The sequence below is a fragment of the Pantoea sp. sgz302252 genome, assembly GCF_042610525.1.
Classification (GTDB): Bacteria; Pseudomonadota; Gammaproteobacteria; order Enterobacterales; family Enterobacteriaceae; genus Erwinia.
Window position 1 is genome coordinate 1 of sequence record NZ_JBHDVM010000015.1, and the last position, 16,546, is coordinate 16,546.

General features: G+C 55.2%; 15 protein-coding genes and 2 tRNA genes. 1 reads left to right on the forward strand and 16 read right to left on the reverse strand.

Annotation, left to right across the window (positions count from 1 at the left end):
* Positions 1 to 3 precede the first annotated feature (3 nt).
* The 12 genes from ACETPC_RS20635 to cydA all read right to left on the reverse strand — a co-directional run bounded on the left by ACETPC_RS20635 (position 4) and on the right by cydA (position 9,104).
* A tRNA-Lys gene (locus ACETPC_RS20635) sits at positions 4 to 79 on the reverse strand.
* A gap of 32 nt (positions 80 to 111) precedes the next feature.
* Positions 112 to 187, reverse strand: a tRNA-Lys gene (locus tag ACETPC_RS20640).
* A gap of 164 nt (positions 188 to 351) precedes the next feature.
* The gene (gene cpoB / locus ACETPC_RS20645; RefSeq protein WP_380184357.1) at positions 352 to 1,140 is read right to left on the reverse strand and encodes a cell division protein CpoB; all 789 of its coding nucleotides are present in this window, start codon (positions 1,138 to 1,140) and stop codon (positions 352 to 354) included.
* Between the two features lie 9 nt (positions 1,141 to 1,149).
* Positions 1,150 to 1,674 (reverse strand): peptidoglycan-associated lipoprotein Pal, encoded by a 525-nt coding sequence (gene pal, locus ACETPC_RS20650; RefSeq protein ID WP_380184358.1) that lies wholly within the window; start codon positions 1,672 to 1,674, stop codon positions 1,150 to 1,152.
* A gap of 42 nt (positions 1,675 to 1,716) precedes the next feature.
* On the reverse strand, positions 1,717 to 3,009 hold the full coding sequence (gene tolB / locus ACETPC_RS20655) for a Tol-Pal system beta propeller repeat protein TolB (protein WP_380184359.1): 1,293 nt from the start codon (positions 3,007 to 3,009) through the stop codon (positions 1,717 to 1,719).
* Positions 3,010 to 3,128: 119 nt separating this feature from the next.
* Positions 3,129 to 4,490 (reverse strand): cell envelope integrity protein TolA, encoded by a 1,362-nt coding sequence (gene tolA, locus ACETPC_RS20660; RefSeq protein ID WP_380184360.1) that lies wholly within the window; start codon positions 4,488 to 4,490, stop codon positions 3,129 to 3,131.
* Between the two features lie 25 nt (positions 4,491 to 4,515).
* Positions 4,516 to 4,944: a colicin uptake protein TolR gene (gene tolR, locus ACETPC_RS20665; RefSeq protein ID WP_380184361.1), complete on the reverse strand. Its 429-nt coding sequence runs from the start codon at positions 4,942 to 4,944 to the stop codon at positions 4,516 to 4,518.
* A gap of 9 nt (positions 4,945 to 4,953) precedes the next feature.
* Positions 4,954 to 5,640, reverse strand: a complete 687-nt coding sequence (gene tolQ, locus ACETPC_RS20670; protein WP_380184362.1) for a Tol-Pal system protein TolQ — start codon at positions 5,638 to 5,640, stop codon at positions 4,954 to 4,956.
* The gene (gene ybgC, locus ACETPC_RS20675; protein ID WP_380184363.1) at positions 5,637 to 6,041 is read right to left on the reverse strand and encodes a tol-pal system-associated acyl-CoA thioesterase; all 405 of its coding nucleotides are present in this window, start codon (positions 6,039 to 6,041) and stop codon (positions 5,637 to 5,639) included. The genes tolQ and ybgC overlap by 4 nt, the downstream gene beginning before the upstream one ends.
* A 244-nt stretch (positions 6,042 to 6,285) precedes the next feature.
* Positions 6,286 to 6,381, reverse strand: a complete 96-nt coding sequence (gene cydX / locus ACETPC_RS20680) for a cytochrome bd-I oxidase subunit CydX (RefSeq protein WP_380184364.1) — start codon at positions 6,379 to 6,381, stop codon at positions 6,286 to 6,288.
* A gap of 15 nt (positions 6,382 to 6,396) precedes the next feature.
* Positions 6,397 to 7,536, reverse strand: a complete 1,140-nt coding sequence (gene cydB / locus ACETPC_RS20685; RefSeq protein WP_380184365.1) for a cytochrome d ubiquinol oxidase subunit II — start codon at positions 7,534 to 7,536, stop codon at positions 6,397 to 6,399.
* Between the two features lie 2 nt (positions 7,537 to 7,538).
* Positions 7,539 to 9,104 (reverse strand): cytochrome ubiquinol oxidase subunit I, encoded by a 1,566-nt coding sequence (cydA, locus tag ACETPC_RS20690; RefSeq protein WP_380184366.1) that lies wholly within the window; start codon positions 9,102 to 9,104, stop codon positions 7,539 to 7,541.
* Positions 9,105 to 9,716: 612 nt separating this feature from the next.
* Between cydA and ACETPC_RS20695 the strand changes: the two genes are divergently transcribed.
* Positions 9,717 to 9,992, forward strand: a complete 276-nt coding sequence (locus ACETPC_RS20695; protein WP_380184367.1) for an Abi family protein — start codon at positions 9,717 to 9,719, stop codon at positions 9,990 to 9,992.
* A gap of 352 nt (positions 9,993 to 10,344) precedes the next feature.
* On the opposite strand, the gene sucD is transcribed toward ACETPC_RS20695, so the two are convergent.
* The 4 genes from sucD to sucA form a co-directional block, all read right to left on the reverse strand.
* Entirely contained in the window at positions 10,345 to 11,217 is an 873-nt protein-coding gene (gene sucD / locus ACETPC_RS20700) for a succinate--CoA ligase subunit alpha (protein ID WP_380184368.1), read from the reverse strand.
* Complete coding sequence (gene sucC / locus ACETPC_RS20705; protein ID WP_380184369.1) at positions 11,217 to 12,383, reverse strand: ADP-forming succinate--CoA ligase subunit beta; 1,167 nt, start codon at positions 12,381 to 12,383, stop codon at positions 11,217 to 11,219. Before sucC ends, sucD begins: the two co-directional genes overlap by 1 nt.
* Before the next feature lie 105 nt (positions 12,384 to 12,488).
* Positions 12,489 to 13,712, reverse strand: coding sequence for a 2-oxoglutarate dehydrogenase complex dihydrolipoyllysine-residue succinyltransferase (gene odhB, locus ACETPC_RS20710; RefSeq protein ID WP_380184370.1), 1,224 nt, complete (start codon positions 13,710 to 13,712; stop codon positions 12,489 to 12,491).
* A 14-nt stretch (positions 13,713 to 13,726) separates the two neighbouring features.
* Positions 13,727 to 16,534 (reverse strand): 2-oxoglutarate dehydrogenase E1 component, encoded by a 2,808-nt coding sequence (gene sucA / locus ACETPC_RS20715; protein WP_380184371.1) that lies wholly within the window; start codon positions 16,532 to 16,534, stop codon positions 13,727 to 13,729.
* Between the last annotated feature and the right edge of the window lie 12 nt (positions 16,535 to 16,546).

Here is a 16,546-nt window from a genome sequence, read left to right on the forward strand (position 1 = left end):
TAGTGGTGGGTCGTGCAGGATTCGAACCTGCGACCAATTGATTAAAAGTCAACTGCTCTACCAACTGAGCTAACGACCCGCATCATGCGGTTACTGCTACTACTTTATTAGTGGTGGGTCGTGCAGGATTCGAACCTGCGACCAATTGATTAAAAGTCAACTGCTCTACCAACTGAGCTAACGACCCACTTTCACGCTATCGGAACGTTTTGATATATGTCCCGGCAACGGCGGCATATATTACTGATTTACCGTTTTAGCGCAACCACTATTTTCAGATAACCCGTTCAACTGCCTGACTTTCACCCGACCGGAACAGAAATCAGGCTAAAATGGCCTTCAGGCGGTCAATTACAGCGCAGCCGCGCGTTTTTGCGCTTGTTTCGCCGCATCGGTGTTTGGGTATTGCTTGACCACCTGCTGGTAGACGGCTTTCGCTTTTGCGCTGTCGCCCTTCTCCTGCATGATCACGCCCACCTTATACAGCGCATCGGCGCTTTTCGGTGATTTAGGATAATTTTTAACTACGGTAGCGAAATAATAAGCCGCGTCGTCTTTTTTACCCTTGTTGTAATTCAACTGTCCCAGCCAATAGTTTGCGTTAGGCTGATAGGTTGAATCCGGATATTTTTTGATAAAAGCCTGAAAAGCAGTAATAGCCTGCTCGTTCTGCTTTTTCTCCAGCACCAGCGCTACGGCGGCGTTATAGTCGCTGTTGGCGTCTCCGCCCTGCACCGGCGCGGCAGAGGCGCTGTCGCCGCCGCCAGAGCCGTCTACGGTAGCGGCGGGAGCCGCATCGCCAGAAGCTGCCTGCGGCTGCGCAGAGGCGCCGCTGCTCAGATTACCGATCTGCTGATAGAGATCTTTCTGGCGTTCGGTGATCTGGCTAAGCTGGTATTGGTTTTCCTGGATTTGACCACGCAGCGAGTCGATATCGCGCTGGTTGTCGGAAAGCTGCTGCTGAAGCTGCTGAAGAAGCTGGGCCTGAGCATTGGAAATACGCTCAAGCGAGGTGACGCGGTCTTCGACCGAGCCTGACCCTACGTTACTGATTGACGCCTGGGCATTAGCGGCCCAGGGGGCCGCTACGCCAACCAGTAACGACAGACCCAGCAAGTGAAGTCTGAAGTTACTAATCATATTCTTCTCTTAGTAGACCAGTACGGCGCGACGGTTTTTAGCGTAAGCCGCTTCGTCGTGACCCAGTACGGCTGGCTTCTCTTTACCGTAAGAAACGATAGAGATCTGGTCAGCGGAAACGCCTTTACCCTGCAGGTACATTTTAACGGCAGTAGCACGACGCTCGCCCAGGGCGATGTTGTACTCTGGCGTACCGCGCTCATCCGCATGACCTTCTACGGTCACTTTGTAAGACGGGTTGCTGCGCAGGAAGGTCGCGTGCGCGTCCAGCATCTGAGCGAACTCGGACTGGATGTCGTATTTGTCCAGGCCAAAGTAAACGATGTTGTTACGCTGCAGCTGCTGCATCTGCAGACGCGCCTGCTCGTCGGAAGACATGTTGCCGCCGTTCATGCCGCTGTTCATGCTGCCGTTTGCGTCATCGCCCATACCGTTGGTCTGGTCGTTGTTGTTGTTTTTGTGTGAGCTACATGCAGCCACTGCGATAACTGGCAGTGCCAGCATTAAGCCTTTCAGCACTTTATTCAGTTGCATTTCTACAATCCTATTATTGTTTGCCATACATATTTATATGCATCACAGATACGGCGACCAGGCAGGGAATTTGACCTGACCATCGGTAGCCGGAAGACGCGCTTTGAAACGGCCGTCGGTCGATACCAGCTGCAGTACGGAACCCATGCCCTGAGTAGAGCTGTAGATTACCATAGTGCCGTTTGGCGCGAGGCTCGGCGTTTCGTCCAGGAACGTGTCCGTTAATTGTTGAACGGCTCCCGTTTCCAGATCTTGTCTGGCGACGTGTTGCGCACCGCCATTGGTGCTCACCATCACCAGTGATTTACCGTCGGTACTGACGTCTGCGTCCTGATTCTGGGAGCCTTCCCAGGTCAGACGCTGCGGCGCGCCGCCGTTAATACCCACTTTATAGATTTGCGGACGACCAGCCTGATCCGAAGTGTAGGCCAGCGTCTGGCTGTCCGGGAACCAGGTTGGCTCAGTGCTGTTATAGCGACCGTCGGTGACCTGGCGAATCTGACCGGAACCCAAATCCATCACGTAGATGTTCAGGCTGCCGGTTTTCGACAGGGCGAAAGCCAGCTTGCTGCCATCCGGCGAGAAAGATGGCGCGCCGTTGTGGCGTGGGAAAGAGGCAACCTGACGGATAGCGCCGTTGGCCAGCGTCTGGATCACCAGCGCCGATTTGCCGCTTTCAAAGGTGACATAGGCCAGCTTGCTGCCGTCTTTCGACCAGGCCGGAGACATCAGCGGCTGCGGCGAACGGTGCACTACAAACTGGTTGTAGCCATCGTAATCCGAGACGCGCAGCTCATACGGGAACTGGCCACCATTGGTCTGCACTACGTAAGCGATACGGGTGCGGAATGCGCCTTTGATGCCGGTCAGCTTTTCAAAGGTTTCGTCGCTGGCAGTGTGCGCCGCGTAGCGCAGCCACTGTTTGGTCACTTTATACTGGTTTTGCGCCAGTACGGTGCCCGGATTGCCGGAGGTATCCACCAGCTGATAAGACACGGTATAGCTGCCGTCTGCGCCAGGCTGGATCTGCCCGACAACAACCGCATCAATACCCAGCGCGGTCCAGGCCGCTGGCTGAACTTCCGCCGCGCTGCCCGGCTGCTGTGGCAGACGAGCGCGATCCAGCGGGTTGAATTTGCCGCTGTTGCGCAGATCCGCCGCTACGATGCCGCCAATATCTTCCGGCGCTGCGCCCGGCCCGGCCCATTTAAACGGCACCACGCCGATAGGACGCGCCGTATTGACGCCCTGCGTAATCTCAATTCGAACTTCTGCATGCGCCACGGCGACAAACAGCATCAGGAAACTTAGTGCTACACGTAATGCCTGCTTCATCTTTTCTCCCTTACCTGAACGCTACGTCCACGATAATTAGCAGTGTTTCAACGAACCAATGGTGCATTTATAGAGTACGGCAAGTTGACCATAGTTCAACCTGCCGACTAATACCGAAATTATTGCGGCTTGAAATCCAATGGCGCATTCTTTAACGCCTCATAAACAGCCTGGCTCGGCGGTTTAGGTATTCGGGCCTGTTTAGCAGCTACCAACGCGGCCTGACATAGCGCAGGGTCGCCACCTTCAGATTTAACATCGATTAACAATCCATCAGGAGCCAGCTTGATACGAAGTGTACATGTTTTCCCTTTGTAGGATTCCCATTCGTAAAATTTACTCTGAATAGCTGACTGGATCTGCCCTGCATAGCTGTCAATCGCTCCCTGCGAGGCGCCCGCTTTCTTCGCGTTGCCCTGCCCCGCCGCGCCTGCGCTACCGGCTTTACCCGCTTTCGGCGCGTTTTTACCGGAGGTCAAACCGCCCAGCAGGTCGTCAACGTCGCTGCTCTCTTTTGCCGCGTCCGCCGCCGCTTTTTTCTTCGCGTCCGCTGCCGCTTTCGCCTTGGCTGCCGCATCCGCTTTGGCTTTCGCCGCCGCCTCGGCTTTCGCTTTTTCGGCCGCCTCCGCTTTAGCCTTCGCCGCCGCTTCCGCTTTCTCTTTTGCCGCCTCGGCCGCTTTTTCCTTCGCTGCCTCGGCCGCTTTCTCTTTCGCCTCTTCAGCGGCTTTTTCTTTCGCCGCCTTTGCCTCGGCGGCGGCCTGCGCCTTCGCGTCCGCCTGTGCTTTGGCTTTCGCCTCCTGCGCCGCTTTCGCCTTAGCGGCTTCCGCCGCCGCGGCCGCTTTCTCTTCGGCCTGCTTCTTCGCATCGGCAGCGGCTTTCTTCGCCTCGGCTTCCGCTTTTTTCTGCGCTTCCGCCGCCGCTTTCGCCTGGGCATCCGCCTGCGCTTTCGCATCCGCCTGGGCTTTGGCTTTCGCTTCTGCCGCTGCTGCCGCTTTCGCATCCGCCTGCGTTTTTGCTTCCGCTTTGGCTTTCGCCGCCGCGGCTTCAGCCTGTTTCTGCTCCTCAGCGGCCTGCTTCGCGGCCTCCTCGGCTTTTTTCTGCTCGGCGGCCTGTTCAGCCGCCTGCTTTTTCGCGTCCTGCTGCGCCTGCAGGCGCTCTTTTTCCAGCTCTTTCAGCCGCTGCTGTTCCGCCGCCTGCTTTTGCTGTAGCTCTTCCGCCTGCTGCTTCGCCTTTTTCTGGCGCTGCTGCTCGGCGCGCTGGCTGTCGCTTTGCTGATTCTGCTGGCGGTTATACTGATCGACAATAGCGCCCGGATCGACCATCACCGCATCAATGTCGCTACCGCCGCCGCCAGCGCTGCTGGCGTCGATATGTTCGTCAAACGAGCTCCAGATCAGCAGCGCAATCACAATGATATGCAGGATCGCTGAAATGATAATGGCGCGTTTTAACTTATCGTTCTGTTCGGTTACCTTCGACACTTTCGATTCCCAAAAACGATCCAAACTAAATCGGCTGCGTCATTAGTCCAACGGACTTTACGCCCGCCTGATGCAGCAGGTTCAGCGCCTTGATGATCTCATCGTAAGGCACCTCTTTCGCGCCGCCGATCAGGAACACCGTTTTAGGATTCGCTTCAATGCGGCGCTGCGCTTCAGCTATGACCTGCTCCGGCGGCAGCTGTTCCATGCGATCGTGGTCGACCACCAGGCTGTATTGCCCCACGCCTGCGACTTCGACAATCACCGGCGGATTATCATCGCTGGCAACCGTTTTGGAATCCGTTGCGTCCGGCAGATCCACCTCTACGCTCTGGGTGATGATCGGCGCCGTCGCCATAAAGATCAGCAGCAGTACCAGCAGAACGTCGAGCAGCGGAACAATGTTGATTTCGGACTTCAGGTCGCGTTTGCCGCGACCACGCGTTCTGGCCATAGGTCACTCCTACCTGCTGTTCTCGCTGGAGAATGCCTGACGATGCAGAATGGCGGTGAACTCTTCCATAAAGTTGTCGTAGTTCTGCTCCAGCTTGTTGACGCGCTGATTCAGGCGGTTATAAGCCATTACCGCTGGAATAGCCGCAAACAGGCCGATTGCGGTGGCGATCAGCGCTTCTGCGATCCCCGGCGCAACCATCTGTAGCGTGGCCTGTTTTACCGCGCCCAGCGCGATAAAGGCGTGCATGATGCCCCAGACCGTGCCGAACAGGCCAATATAGGGACTGATCGAACCCACGGTGCCGAGGAAAGGAATATGGTTTTCCAGCGTTTCCAGCTCGCGGTTCAGCGAGATGCGCATGGCGCGGGTCGCGCCTTCCACTACCGCTTCCGGCGCATGGTTGTTGGCGCGATGCAGCCGGGCGAACTCTTTAAAGCCCGCGTAGAAAATCTGTTCGGAACCCGCCAGCTCGTCGCGGCGCGCCTGGCTTTCCTGGTAGAGACGCGACAGCTCAATGCCCGACCAGAACTTGTCTTCAAAGGCGTCAGCTTCGCGGCCCGCCGCATTCAGAATGCGGGTGCGCTGAATAATGATTGCCCAGGAGGCGATGGAAAAGCCAATCAAAATCACCATGATAAGTTTGACCAGAAGGCTCGCCTTCAGGAACAAATCAAGAATGTTCATGTCAGTCACTGCTTGAACTCCGCGACAATAGACTTGGGAAGCGCAATGGGCTTCATCAGATGTGGATTGATGCAGGCGATCAGCACTTCGGCTTCGTTCAGCGTCCGGCCTTCTGCATTAACAATACGTTGTGCGAATGTCATGGTCGTTCTGGTCATTTTGACCACCTCGCTTTGTACCTCCAGAAGTTCATCCAGACGCGCGGCAGCCAGGTAATCGACCGTGAGACGACGCACGACAAACCCGACCTGCTGTTCCAGCAGCGTCTGTTGGCTGAAATGGTGCTGGCGCAGCATCTCGGTTCGTGCCCGTTCATAAAAAGCGACATAGCTGGCATGGTAGACCACACCACCGGCATCGGTGTCTTCATAGTAGACACGCACCGGCCATCGAAACAGCGTTGTACTCACTCTACATCCCGGTATAACTTTTTAACCGTTGCTACTATACGCAAGAGCATACGCCTTTGGAATGGATTGCCAGAGGCTAAACAAAATAATTATCTTCCGGAAACAATTCCGCGGATTTAAAGAGAAATCTTAAACCTTTATTGACACAAACCAGGTTAAAAAAAGAACGCGAACCAGAGGAGAAACGGGCCGACAAGGCGGCCCGTTTAGCAGAAGGATGGATAACAACGAGGTGCGCAGGTGGCTATGCGCTTTCTTCAAGATGCTCAATAGCCAGCGCGGTAATCACACCGATGGCACAGGCCAGCAGCGTGCCGAGGATCCAGGCAAAATACCACATGGTTCAGCTCCTTATTCAGTAAAGAGAATGCGTGTTGGCTTCGATCTGTTCACGCGTCACGCGGCCAAACATTTTGTAATAGCACCAGGTACTGTAAATCAGGATGATCGGCACGAAGATAATGGCCGTTACCGTCATGATTTTTAGCGTCAGCAAACTGGAGGTCGCATCCCACATCGTCAGGCTATGGTTCAGCACGCTGCTGGAAGGCATCACAAACGGGAACATCGCTATGCCTGCTGTCAGGATCACGCAGGCCATGGTTAATGAAGAGCATAAAAACGCCCAGCCCGCTTTGTTCACCCTTGCGAAAAGCGCCGTCACTAACGGCAGCGCTACGCCCAGCACCGGAATGGCCCACAGCAGCGGCATTTGATTAAAGTTGACCAGCCAGGCACCAGCCTTGCGGGTAACTTCTTTCGCCAGCGGATTGGATGCCGCATTGTGATCCAGCGTGGAGACCAGCTGATAGCCTTCAAGACCGTACTTCACCCAGACGCCCGCTAACACAAAGCAGACCAGCATCACCAGAGTGGCGATCTGCGCGATCGCTTTCGATCTTAAATGCAGCTCGCCCGTGGTGCGCATCTGCAAATAAGTGGCGCCCTGGGTCAGGATCATGGTTACGCTGACCACGCCCGTTAGCAGCGCAAAGGGGTTTAGCAGTTGAAAGAAGCTGCCGGTATAGAAGAGGCGCAGATATTCATCGGCATAAAAAGGCACGCCCTGCAGCAGGTTACCGAAAGCCACGCCGATCACCAGCGGCGGCACAAAGCTGCCGACAAAAATGCCCCAGTCCCAGAGGCCGCGCCAGCGGGGATCCTCAATTTTCGACCGATAGTCAAAACCAACAGGCCGGAAAAACAGCGAGGCCAGCACCAGGATCATCGCCACATAGAAGCCGGAAAAAGCGGCAGCGTAAACCATTGGCCATGCAGCGAACAGCGCGCCACCAGCGGTGATTAGCCAAACCTGGTTACCGTCCCAGTGCGGCGCTATGGTATTAATCATTATGCGGCGTTCGACATCGTTACGGCCGATAAGACGGCCCAGCATGCCTACGCCCATATCAAAGCCGTCGGTGACCGCAAAGCCAATCAGCAGTATGCCAATCAGCAGCCACCAGACAAAACGCAGCAGTTCATAGGTAATCATGATCAAGCTCCTGTTCCGGTGCTAATAGCCTGTTCGAAATGGTAACGCCCGGTCTTCAGGCTGCTCGGCCCAAGCCTGGCGAAGCGGAACATTAGATACATTTCGGCGATCAGGAACAGCGTGTAAAGGCCGCAGATTAGCAGCAGCGAAAAGAGGATCTGACCGACTGTTAGCGAGGAGTTAGCGACTGCCGTCGGCAGAACTTCGCCAATCGCCCACGGCTGACGACCATATTCCGCAACGAACCAGCCCGCTTCTGCCGCAATCCACGGTAGCGGAATACCGTATAGCGCGCATTTCAGCAGCAACCTGCTCTTGCCGATGCGGTTGCGGATAACGCTCCAGAAGCAGCAGACGGTGAGTAGCAGCATCAGCACGCCACATGCCACCATAATGCGGAAAGAGAAATAGAGTGGCGCAACTGGAGGAATTGAATCCTGCGTAGCCTGGCGGATTTGCGCCTCGCTGGCGTCGGCAACGTTTGGCGTATAGCGTTTCAGCAGCAGCCCATAGCCCAGATCTTGTTTTGCCTTATCAAAAGCAGCGCGTACTGCCGGATCGCTGTTCCCTTCCCTCAGTTGCTCCAGCAGGCGATAGGCGTGCATGCCGTTGCGAATGCGGATTTCGTGCTGCACCATCAGATCTTTTATACCGGTAACCTGCTGATCCACCGAGCGGGTAGCGATCAACCCAAGCGCCCAGGGAATATGAACGGCGTAACGGTTTTGCTGCGCCTGCTGATCGGGTAAACCAAACAGCGTAAAGGGCGCTGGTGCCGGCTGCGTTTCCCACTCCGCCTCGATGGCGGCAAGCTTAGTTTTCTGCACATCCCCAACTACGTAACCCGATTCGTCGCCCAGCAGAATTACTGCCAGCACGGCAGCCATACCGAAACTGGCAGCGATGGCGAACGAGCGTTTAGCAAAGGCGGTATCGCGCCCGCGCAGCAGATACCAGGCGCTGATGCCCATAATAAACATCGCGCCGCAGGTGTAGCCAGCCGCCACGGTATGCACAAACTTCACCTGCGCCACAGGATTGAGGATCAGCTCGGAAAAGCTCACCATCTCCATACGCATGGTTTCAAAGTTGAATTCTGAGCCGATCGGGTTTTGCATCCAGCCGTTTGCTACCAAAATCCACAATGCGGAAAGGTTGGAGCCTAGCGCCACCAGCCAGGTCACGGTAAGGTGCTGGACTTTGCTCAATCTGTCCCAGCCGAAGAAGAACATGCCGACAAAGGTGGATTCGAGGAAGAACGCCATCAGTCCTTCTATTGCCAGTGGTGCGCCGAATATATCCCCAACATAGTGTGAGTAGTAAGACCAGTTGGTACCGAACTGAAACTCCATCGTCAGCCCGGTAGCCACGCCCAGCGCAAAGTTAATACCGAATAACTTGCCCCAGAATTTGGTCATATCTTTATAGATTTGTTTGCCTGACAGCACGTAAACCGTTTCCATAATTGCCAGTAAAAACGCCATCCCCAGCGTTAAAGGCACAAACAGAAAATGGTACATGGCCGTTAGCGCAAACTGTAAACGCGACAGTTCGACTACATCTAACATATTGACTCCTTGCTCCTTGCTCAGTGTTATCCCCGCGCCAGGCGCGACGGCAGAACAGGATCGCTAATCATCGGGCTGTAAGTGACCCTGTTGTTAATCAAAGAACTTAAAACCAGCGCGATTTACGCTCTTTATATGCCAGAAGAGTAATGAGTGAGTAAATTTGCGCTCAACTCAGAATCCACCCAATTATAATTAATGGCGTAAAACGGCTTTTTTGACGCAGAGCAATTTAATCCTTAAGCGCGTGTTTAGCCAGCGTCTGAGACGCAAATAAAAGTTTCTTCTTTGATCTACATTAAACAATGTTAAAAAATAGGCTTTGACAAATATAAATTTAACAGAATTTAAATGGAAACCCCTATACAAGCAATAATTAGAACAAGAATTTAATATAAATATAAAAAAGACAACTATTTAATTTTTTCTTATGAGAAGTTCTCCTTAACGTGTAGACGCAAGCTTGATTATCAAAAACCGTTCAAAATTATCGGCAAGCTCTATATTTAAAGTTTGAAAACCCACCGCTGCGGGGCTGCATTTGTGTCTGGCAGCCAAAAGCATCAGGAGAGTTGCCTGGGTAGTAGGTATGGGGAAATAAGCCGAAACAGAGTGACCTACGAAAAACCAACCAGCCGACCTGAAGATTTGAGCAACAAACTCAGGATGCGTGGCCTCATAATCAGCGATAAGAAGATTGCAGAAAATGCTCTGCGCTTCATTGGTTATTATCGCCTGCGTGGCTGTTTTTATCCGTTTTACTCTGTAACTGACGATCGCGTTCCTCGTCCGCTGGAGCCCAAACACTTTATTATTGGCACCGAACAGATTATCAATCTCTATGAATTTGATCGCCGATTACTTCTCATTATACTTGAGCAGATTTAAAAAGTAGAAGTGGCCGTACTTAAATATCTTTCCGATCGGTTGTCATGGAGCGACGGACTTAAAGAACAATTGGAAAGCCTGATGGTACAGAGTCCGGTATGCGTTACATGGGAAAAAATGGGCTTTCCGAAAAACTGGCGAACCGATTCTCTCTGGAGTCGGCAGTTAAGCCTGTCAGCTTAATAAAAAAATTCACCAAAATTTTATTTAAATAAGGCCGCGCCTTTTGTTCGGAAAAGAGCTAAAAATGATCGGCTTGCAATTGATAAAGGGTTTATGCCTGAGCATAAACCCTTTTTTATTACTTTCCGTCAGACTGGCTTTAAATGTCGCCTTCAGACCGAATGTAAGTTTAGTGTGGCAGTACAGCCTTCACTGCATCGCCGATATCGGCCAGGCTGCGAACGGTCTTAACGCCAGCCGCTTCCAGCGCAGCGAATTTCTCGTCCGCCGTGCCTTTACCGCCCGCAATGATTGCGCCCGCGTGACCCATACGCTTGCCTTTCGGCGCGGTTACGCCAGCAATATAGCCAACAACCGGCTTGGTGACGTGCTCTTTGATAAAGGCCGCGGCTTCTTCTTCCGCGCTGCCGCCGATCTCGCCGATCATCACGATCGCTTCAGTCTGCGGATCTTCCTGGAACAGCTTCAGGATATCGATAAAGTTAGAGCCCGGGATCGGGTCACCGCCGATGCCCACGCAGGTAGACTGGCCGTAGCCGATGTCGGTGGTCTGCTTAACAGCTTCATAAGTCAGCGTACCGGAACGGGAAACGATACCGATGCGGCCAGGCTTATGGATATGGCCAGGCATGATGCCGATTTTGCATTCGCCTGGGGTAATAACGCCAGGACAGTTCGGGCCGATCATGCGCACGCCAGCTTCATCCAGCTTCACTTTTACCGTCAGCATATCCAGCGTCGGGATACCTTCGGTGATAGTGATAATCAGCTTGATGCCCGCATCAATCGCTTCCAGGATGCCGTCTTTGCAGAACGGAGCCGGAACGTAAATCACGGAGGCGGTCGCGCCAGTGGCTTCCACCGCTTCACGCACGGTGTTAAACACTGGCAGGCCCAGATGCTCGGTGCCGCCTTTGCCCGGCGTTACGCCGCCAACCAGCTGCGTGCCGTAAGCCAGCGCCTGCTCGGAATGGAAAGTCCCCTGCCCGCCGGTAAAGCCCTGGCAGATTACCTTGGTGTTTTTATCGATCAAAATGGACATTATTTCCCCTCCGCTGCGGCCACAACGCGCTGCGCCGCGTCGCTCAGGCTGGTTGCTGCAATAATATTCAGGCCGCTGTCCGCCAGTTTCTGCGCGCCCAGCTCGGCATTGTTTCCTTCCAGACGCACCACCACAGGTACATTCACGCCTACTTCGGCTACCGCGCCGATGATGCCGTCGGCAATCAGGTCGCAGCGTACGATGCCGCCGAAGATGTTAACGAAAACGGCTTTAACCGCGTCGTCGGAAAGGATGATTTTAAAGGCTTCGGTCACGCGCTCTTTGGTTGCGCCGCCGCCAACGTCCAGGAAGTTAGCTGGCTGGCCGCCGTTCAGCTTAACGATGTCCATGGTGCCCATCGCCAGGCCCGCGCCGTTCACCATACAGCCGATATTGCCTTCCAGCGCCACGTAGTTCAGCTCCCACTGCGCCGCATGCGCTTCGCGGGAATCTTCCTGGCTTGGATCGCGCATTTCACGCAGCTCTGGCTGACGGAACAGCGCATTGCCGTCCGCGCCCAGCTTGCCGTCCAGGCAAATCAGATCTTCCTGCTTAGTGATCACCAGCGGGTTGATCTCTACCAGCGCCAGGTCGCGCTCCAGGAACATGGTCGCCAGGCCCATAAAGATTTTGGTGAACTGACCGATCTGTTTGCCTTTCAGGCCCAGTTTAAAGGCCAGCTCGCGGCCCTGGTAAGGCTGCGGACCGGTTAACGGATCCAGCGCCATTTTGTGGATCAGATGCGGGGTTTCTTCCGCCACTTTTTCGATTTCCACGCCGCCTTCGGTAGAGGCCATAAACACCACGCGACGGGTGCCGCGATCCACTACCGCGCCCAGGTAAAGCTCCTGATCGATATCGGTCGCCGCTTCTACCAGGATCTGGTTAACCGGCTGGCCGTTGGCGTCGGTCTGGTAAGTGGTCAGACGCTTGCCTAACCAGTGCTCAGCGAACGCGCGGATCTCTTCTTTGCTTTTCACTACCTTCACGCCGCCCGCTTTGCCGCGGCCTCCGGCATGAACCTGACATTTCACGACCCACGGGCCAGCGCCAATTTTAGAAGCTGCTTCTTCCGCTTCGCGTGGAGTGGTGCAGGCATAGCCGACGGGAGCCGGTAAACCATACCGGGCGAACAGCTGTTTTGCCTGATATTCATGTAAGTTCATGTTGTTAATCCATCCAGTTCGGAAAAGACTCGGCCGCATCCGGCATCATGCCGGCATGTCAGCCACACATAGGGTGGACGCGACCTGCGCCGCGTCCAGCAGGAATTAAACGTCCAGCAGCAGGCGAGACGGATCTTCCAGCAGCTCTTTGATCGCCACCAGGAAGCTCACGGACTCTTTGCCGTCGATCAGACGGTGATCGTAGGAGAGCGCCAGATACATCATTGGCAGGATCACCACCTGGCCGTTAACCGCCATCGGACGATCTTTAATGGCGTGCATGCCCAGGATGGCGCTTTGCGGCGGGTTGATAATCGGCGTGGACATCAGCGAGCCAAAGACGCCGCCGTTGGTAATGGTGAAGTTACCGCCGGTAAGTTCGTCTACAGTCAGCTTGCCGTCGCGGCCCTTGATGGCCAGCTCTTTGATTTTTTTCTCGATATCCGCCATGCCCAGCGCGTCGATATCTTTTAGTACCGGCGTGACCAGGCCGCGAGGCGTGGAAACAGCGATGCTGACGTCAAAGTAGTTGTGGTAAACCACGTCTTCGCCATCAATAGAAGCGTTCACTTCCGGGAAACGCTTCAGCGCTTCCACTACCGCTTTCAGGTAGAAGGACATAAAGCCCAGACGGATGCCGTGACGTTTTTCAAAGGCTTCGCCGTACTGCTTGCGCAGGTTCATGATCGGCTGCATGTTGACTTCGTTAAACGTGGTCAGCATAGCGGTGCTGTTTTTCGCTTCCAGCAGACGCTCGGCGATACGCTTACGCAGGCGGGTCATCGGCACGCGTTTTTCGCTACGGCCAGCCAGCGGCGCGGCGGTGGCGGCAGGCGCAGCTGCTTTTGGCTCGGCGGCTTTCGCGGCTGGCGCTTTCGCCAGATGCTTTTCAACGTCTTCACGGGTCAGACGTCCGCCCACGCCGGTGCCTTTGATATCTGAAGGCTCCAGGCCATGCTCGGCGATCAGACGGCGGATAGCCGGGCTGAGTGCATCGTTGCTCTCTTCTTCCAGCGAGGCGCTCTGGCGCTGTGCCGGAGTAGACTCTTTCTCTTCCGCTTTAACAGAACTCTCTTTACCGCCGCTGTTGCCTTCTTTTAAGCGGCCCAGCGCCTGACGGGAAGTCACGGTCGCGCCTTCGTCTTCCAGAATCGCTTCCAGCACGCCATCGGCAGCGGCAGGCACTTCCAGCACCACTTTGTCAGTTTCAATTTCAACCAGCACTTCGTCACGGGTTACCGCATCGCCTGGTTTTTTGTGCCAGGTCGCCACGGTGGCGTCGGCGACGGATTCAGGCAGGTCGGGGACGAGAATATCTACGCTACTCATTATTTTTCCTTTAATTAATTAACGTTCAGCGCGTCATTAACCAGATCTTGCTGCTGCTGCTGGTGAACGGACATGTAGCCAACCGCTGGCGAAGCCGAAGCGGGACGGCCGGCGTAACGCAATGAAGCGCCGAACGGCACAACTTCGCGGAAGTGATGCTGGCTGCAGTACCAGGCGCCCTGATTCAGCGGCTCTTCCTGGCACCAGACAAAATCATGCACGTGCGCATACTGCTGGAGTTTTTCCTGTACCGCTTTGTGCGGGAAAGGATAAAGCTGTTCGATACGGACGATAGCCACATCGGTCTGCTCGTTTTTGCGGCGTTTTTCCAACAGGTCGTAATAAACCTTGCCGGAACAGAGCACCACGCGCTTAACGCCTTTTGGATCGAGATCGTCGATTTCGCCAATCGCCGGCTGGAAGCCGCCGTTAGCCAGCTCTTCCAGTGAAGAGATAGCCAATGGATGGCGCAGCAGCGATTTAGGTGACATCACCACTAACGGGCGACGCATTCCGCGCAGCGCCTGGCGACGCAGCATGTGGTAAACCTGTGCTGGCGTGGAAGGCACGCAGACCTGCATGTTCTGCTCGGCGCAGAGTTGCAGATAGCGTTCCAGACGCGCAGAAGAGTGCTCCGGGCCCTGCCCTTCGTAGCCGTGCGGCAGCAGCATCACCAGGCCACACATACGGCCCCATTTCTGCTCGCCGGAGCTGATGAACTGGTCGATAACTACCTGTGCGCCGTTGGCGAAGTCGCCAAACTGTGCTTCCCAGATGGTCAGCGTGCGCGGTTCCGCCGTGGCGTAGCCATATTCAAACGCCAGCACCGCTTCTTCGGAAAGGACGGAATCCCAGACTCTGAAAGTGCCCTGACCGTTATGGATATGCTGCAACGGCGTATAGGTAGAGCCGTTGGCCTGGTTATGGATCACCGCGTGGCGATGGAAGAAGGTACCACGGCCCATATCTTCGCCGGAGAGACGGCACGGGATGCCTTCATCCAGCAAAGTGGCGTAGGCCAGGTTTTCCGCTGCGCCCCAGTCAAAAGGTTTTTCGCCTGCTGCCATCGCGGCGCGGTCGTTGTAGATTTTGGCGACGCGCGACTGCATCTCGATCGCTTCCGGCACGGTGCTGATGCGTTTTGCCAGCTCCTGCAGACGCTTGAGATCCAGCGTGGACGGATAGCTTTCGTCCCATTCGTGATTGAGGTACGGCGACCAGGTAAAGGAGTGCAGGCTCATCGGACGCCATTCCGGCACTACGCATTCGCCCGCGTCCAGCGCATCGCGGTAAAGATTGACCATCTCGGTGGCATCTTCCAGCGTAGCGACTTTTTCCGCTTCCAGACGGTCGGCATAGAGCTTACGCGGCGTCGGATGCTTTTTGATCTTCTGGTACATTACCGGCTGCGTTGCGCTTGGCTCATCGGCTTCGTTGTGGCCGTGGCGGCGGTAGCAGACCAAATCGATAAAGACATCCCGCTTAAAGGTGTTACGGAAATCCAGCGCCAGGCGGGTAACGAAAGCCACGGCTTCCGGATCGTCCGCGTTAACGTGGAAAATTGGCGCCAGCACCATTTTGCCGATATCGGTACAGTACTGCGTAGAACGCGCATCCTGAGGATTGGAAGTGGTAAAACCAATCTGGTTGTTGATCACGATACGCACGGTGCCGCCAACTTCGTAGCCGCGTGCCTGCGACATGTTCAGCGTTTCCTGAACTACGCCCTGGCCGGTAACAGCCGCATCGCCGTGGATGGTAATCGGCAGTACTTTGCTGCTGCGCGGTTCATCCAGACGATCCAGACGCGCACGAACGGAACCCATAACTACCGGGCTGACGATTTCCAGGTGCGACGGGTTAAACGCCAGCGCCAGGTGCACCATGCCGCCTTCGGTCTCGACATCGGACGAGAAGCCCATATGGTATTTTACGTCGCCGGTGCCCAGATGTTCTTTATGCTTGCCGGAGAACTCGTCAAACAGATCCTGCGGCTTTTTGCCCAGCACGTTGATCAGCACGTTCAGACGGCCACGGTGCGCCATGCCCAGCACCACTTCGCGCGTGCCGCTTTTGCCCGCGTGGCGGATCATTTCGTTCAGCATCGGCACCAGCGCATCGCCGCCTTCCAGCGAGAAGCGTTTCGCGCCCGGGAATTTAGCGCCGAGATAGCGCTCCAGCCCTTCTGCCGCGGTAAGCTGCTTCAGGAAACCTTTTTTCTCATCGGTAGAGAAAGAGGCCTGGCCCGCCACCGATTCGATACGCTGCTGGATCCAGCGTTTCTCTTCGGTGTTGGTGATATGCATATACTCCGCGCCGATGGAGCCGCAGTAGGTCTGCTGCAGCAGGCTGAAGAGATCGGCCAGCTTCATGGTCTCTTTGCCGAAGGCGAAAGAGCCAACGTTAAAGGTTTCCTGGAAATCGGCTTCGGTCAGATCGTGAAAAGCGGGATCCAGATCCGGCACCGATTCCTGCTTCCACAGGCCCAGCGGATCGAGTCTGGCCTGCTGGTGGCCGCGGAAACGGAAGGCGTTGATCAGCTGAAGCACCTTGACCTGCTTGGCGTTGGTGTCGGGATCGCTGACGGAAGAGGTGTAGCGAGAGGCATCTTTCGCCAGACGCTTGAAATATTCGCGAGTGGTGGAGTGGAACTGCTCTGGCCTGACTCCATGACCCGGAAGCTGCTGAAACAGCGTTTTCCAGGCCTCATCGACAGAGTCAGGATCGGTCAGATAATCCTCATAGAGCTGCTCTATATAGGTCTGATTCGCGCCGGCCAGCCAGGAGGAGTCCAGCCAGGGTTTCATCGCGCTGTTCTGCATTGTGATCCCTTA

What these genes read in the sequence shown, in the direction of transcription:
- tolB (WP_380184359.1), bottom strand. Translation starts at nt 3,009, where the DNA reads ATGAAGCAGGCATTACGTGTAGCACTAAGTTTCCTGATGCTGTTTGTC.
- pal (WP_380184358.1), bottom strand. Translation starts at nt 1,674, where the DNA reads ATGCAACTGAATAAAGTGCTGAAAGGCTTAATGCTGGCACTGCCAGTT.
- cydX (WP_380184364.1), bottom strand. Translation starts at nt 6,381, where the DNA reads ATGTGGTATTTTGCCTGGATCCTCGGCACGCTGCTGGCCTGTGCCATC.
- sucD (WP_380184368.1), bottom strand. Translation starts at nt 11,217, where the DNA reads ATGTCCATTTTGATCGATAAAAACACCAAGGTAATCTGCCAGGGCTTT.
- sucC (WP_380184369.1), bottom strand. Translation starts at nt 12,383, where the DNA reads ATGAACTTACATGAATATCAGGCAAAACAGCTGTTCGCCCGGTATGGT.
- cydA (WP_380184366.1), bottom strand. Translation starts at nt 9,104, where the DNA reads ATGTTAGATGTAGTCGAACTGTCGCGTTTACAGTTTGCGCTAACGGCC.
- tolR (WP_380184361.1), bottom strand. Translation starts at nt 4,944, where the DNA reads ATGGCCAGAACGCGTGGTCGCGGCAAACGCGACCTGAAGTCCGAAATC.
- cpoB (WP_380184357.1), bottom strand. Translation starts at nt 1,140, where the DNA reads ATGATTAGTAACTTCAGACTTCACTTGCTGGGTCTGTCGTTACTGGTT.
- sucA (WP_380184371.1), bottom strand. Translation starts at nt 16,534, where the DNA reads ATGCAGAACAGCGCGATGAAACCCTGGCTGGACTCCTCCTGGCTGGCC.
- cydB (WP_380184365.1), bottom strand. Translation starts at nt 7,536, where the DNA reads ATGATTACCTATGAACTGCTGCGTTTTGTCTGGTGGCTGCTGATTGGC.
- odhB (WP_380184370.1), bottom strand. Translation starts at nt 13,712, where the DNA reads ATGAGTAGCGTAGATATTCTCGTCCCCGACCTGCCTGAATCCGTCGCC.